Consider the following 3,119-nt stretch of genomic DNA (forward strand, 5'->3'; position numbering starts at 1 on the left):
GTACGCACCGCCGCCGCCGGCCAGCAGAACGGCGGCCGCCACGCCGAGCACCGAGAGCCGCCGCCGGCGCCGCTCCGCCGCGGGGCGCTCCCCGGTCGCGGATCCGGCGTCGGCTTCGGCTTCGGCGTCGGTTTCGGCTCGGGGCCGGGGCTCGGGGGAGGGGTCCTGTGTGCTCACCGCAGTGCTCCTTCGGCTCCGTATGTCCATGCGCCGTCTGTGACGGTGCTGGGACGGAGCAGGCGGGCGTCCGGTTCCCCGGGCCGTCTCCGCGACACGGCCACGCGCCCCGGCGGGGGCTCGTGGTGCGGGCGTCAGTCCCCGTAGTCGGACATGCCGTCCAGCAGCCGCGCATACCGGCGCGGCACGCGTACACCGTGCAGCGCGCGCGGCGGAACGTGCGCTGTCGGCTGCTCCGCCGCGCCGGGCCGTGGCGTCACCCTCCAGTGCGGAGCCATTTGCGCACAGTCACCAAGCAGTTGCTCCAGCGACTCGTGCTCCGTGCTGAGGGGACCGGATTTCTTCATGGAACGGACGGTACGCATCGTGTGAGGTGCCCGGAAGGCCCTACTATCAGGTAATTGTGTCCTGTTCGGGGATAGCGGGGGAGCGGGTAGCGTTATTTGCGCCCGTCATCCATCTCTCAGGAGCGGAAAACTGTCGTGCGTATCGCAGTGAGCGGTTCCATCGCCAACGACCACCTGATGACCTTCCCGGGACGGTTCTCCGAGCTGCTGGTCGAAGACCAGCTGCACTCGGTTTCGCTGTCCTTTCTCGTCGACGGACTGGAGATCCGGCGCGGCGGGGTCGGGGCGAACATCGCCTTCGGCATGGGTCAGCTCGGGGCCCGGCCGGTGCTCGTCGGCGCCGCCGGAGAGGACTTCGAGGAGTACCGCGCCTGGCTTGACCGCCATGGTGTGGACACCGGATCGGTCCGTATCTCCGACGTCCTGCACACCGCGCGCTTCGTCTGCACCACCGATGCCGACCACAACCAGATCGGCTCTTTTTACACCGGTGCCATGAGCGAAGCCCGCCTCATCGAAATCCAGCACGTCGCCGACCGCGTCGGCGCTCTCGACCTGCTCTGTATCAGTGCCGACGACCCCGAAGCGATGGTCCGGCACACCGAGGAGTGCCGGACCCGGAGCATCCCCTTCGCCGCCGACTTCTCGCAGCAGATCGCGCGTATGGACGGTGAGGGCATCCGGACGTTGACGGACGGGGCCGCGTATCTCTTCTCGAACGAGTACGAGAAGGAGTTGATCGAGTCCAAGACCGGCTGGAGTGACGCCGAGATCCTCAAGAAGGTCGGCACGCGGGTGACCACCCTCGGCAAGAACGGGGTCCGCATCGACCGGGACGGCGAGGAGCCGATCGTCGTCGGGACCGCGGAGGAGAAGGCCAAGGCCGACCCGACGGGCGTCGGCGACGCCTTCCGCGCCGGCTTCCTCTCCGGCCTGAACTGGGGCGTCGGCCTGGAGCGCGCCGCGCAGGTCGGCTGCATGATGGCGACGCTGGTCATCGAGACGGTGGGGACCCAGGAGTACGAGCTGAAGCGGGCCCACTTCCTGGAGCGGTTCACCAAGGCGTACGGGGACGCCGCCGCGGAGGAGGTCGGCGCCCGCCTTCCGGCGTAAGGGGGCCGATTCCGGGTGGGTCCGCCCTGGTCGGCGGGCCCGCCCGGGGGGCGACGGCGTCCGCGGCGACGCTCAGTCAGGGGCAGCGCCCGGCTCGCGGCGCACGCGGTAGGCGTGGCCGTCCGCGCCCTCGAAGGTGTGCCCTGTCATCTCGCACCAGGCCGGAATGTCCAGCGCCGCGGCCTCGTCGTCGGCGAGCACCGTCACCACGGCGCCCACCGGCACCCCCGGAATCGCCTTCGCCAGCTCGATCACCGGGACGGGGCACCGCCTGCCCCGCGCGTCGACCGTCAGCCCTTCCGGCGCTGCGGGCCCGGAGGACGCGGGGGACGCGGGGGCCCCGGGGCTCCCTCCCGTCACGGCGCCCCGCACCCGTTCCACCACCCCCGGCAGCACCTCCAGGAACCGGTCCACCGCCGCCTCCCCGGTGCCCGGCGGCAGCGACACCCGGACATTGCCCTCCGACAGCACCCCCATCGCCCGCAGCACATGGCTCGGCGTCAGCGTGCTGGACGTACAGGAGGAGCCGGAGGACACCGCGAAGCCCTCGGTGTCCAGCGCGTGCAGCAGGGCCTCGCCGTCCACGTACAGACAGGAGAACGTCACCAGGTGCGGCAGCCGGTGCGCCGGGTCGCCGACGACCTCCACGTCGGGCACCAGTTCGGGCACCCGGGTGCGGACGCGGTCCACCAGGGGCGCGAGCCGTGCGCGCTCCGCCTCCGCCTCGGCCCGCACGGCGCGCAGCGCCGCCGCCGCGGCGACGATCGCCGGAATGTTCTCGAAGCCGGGCGCCCGGCCGGCCTCGCGCTCGTCCGCCGGTTCCGGCGCGGCGAACCGCACCCCTTTCCTCACGGCCAGCAGCCCCACCCCGCTCGGGCCGCCCCACTTGTGCGCGCTGGCGGTGAGCAGGGACCAGCCGTCCTCGACCGGGCCCCAGGGCAGCGACTGCGCGGCGTCCACCAGGAGCGGGACGCCCGCCTCCGCGCAGCCGGCCGCGGTGGCGGCCACCGGCTGCACCGTGCCCACCTCGTGGTTGGCCGACTGGAGGCAGGCGAGCGCCACGCCGCCGCGCGCGAGCTCCGCCGCGTACTCCTCGGCGCTCACCCGCCCCGCGCGGTCCACCGGCAGCTCGCGCACCTCGCCGCCGGCCCGCTCGTGGGCCTCGGCGGCATGCAGTACGGATGAGTGTTCGATGGCGGAGACGAGCAGACGCCGGCCGGCGCGACGGCGTCCGCGCAGCGCGCCCGCGACCCCGGCGTGCACCGCCGCGGTACCCGAAGAGGTGAAGACCAGCTCGTCCGGACGGCAGCCGACCGCCTCAGCGGCCGTCTCCCGCGCGGCGTCCAGCAGCATCCGCGCCCGCCGCCCCTCGCGGTGCGGGCGCGCGGGGTCGGCCCACCCCTCGTCGAGCGCGGCGAGCAGCGCCTGGCGGGCGACGGGGTGGAGGGGGAGGGAGGACGCGGCGTCGAAGTAGGGCACACC

At 73.4% G+C, this 3,119-nt stretch carries 3 protein-coding genes; 1 reads left to right on the forward strand and 2 read right to left on the reverse strand.

Annotation, left to right across the window (positions count from 1 at the left end; translation table 11 throughout):
- Window positions 1-311: 311 nt before the first annotated feature.
- Window positions 312-455, reverse strand: a complete 144-nt coding sequence (locus G5C65_RS34370; RefSeq protein WP_338146794.1) for a hypothetical protein — start codon at window positions 453-455, stop codon at window positions 312-314.
- Between the two features lie 204 nt (window positions 456-659).
- Here G5C65_RS34370 and G5C65_RS34375 point away from each other — a divergent pair, with 204 nt between their 5' ends.
- Complete coding sequence (locus tag G5C65_RS34375; protein ID WP_165302984.1) at window positions 660-1,637, forward strand: PfkB family carbohydrate kinase; 978 nt, start codon at window positions 660-662, stop codon at window positions 1,635-1,637.
- 72 nt (window positions 1,638-1,709) lie between these two features.
- On the opposite strand, the gene G5C65_RS34380 is transcribed toward G5C65_RS34375, so the two are convergent.
- Entirely contained in the window at window positions 1,710-3,116 is a 1,407-nt protein-coding gene (locus tag G5C65_RS34380) for an aminotransferase class V-fold PLP-dependent enzyme (RefSeq protein WP_165302985.1), read from the reverse strand.
- Between the last annotated feature and the right edge of the window lie 3 nt (window positions 3,117-3,119).

Source organism: Streptomyces boncukensis (genome assembly GCF_011045075.1).
Lineage (GTDB): Bacteria > Actinomycetota > Actinomycetes > Streptomycetales > Streptomycetaceae > Streptomyces > Streptomyces boncukensis.

What these genes read in the sequence shown, in the direction of transcription:
- G5C65_RS34370 (WP_338146794.1), bottom strand. Translation starts at nt 455, where the DNA reads ATGGCTCCGCACTGGAGGGTGACGCCACGGCCCGGCGCGGCGGAGCAG.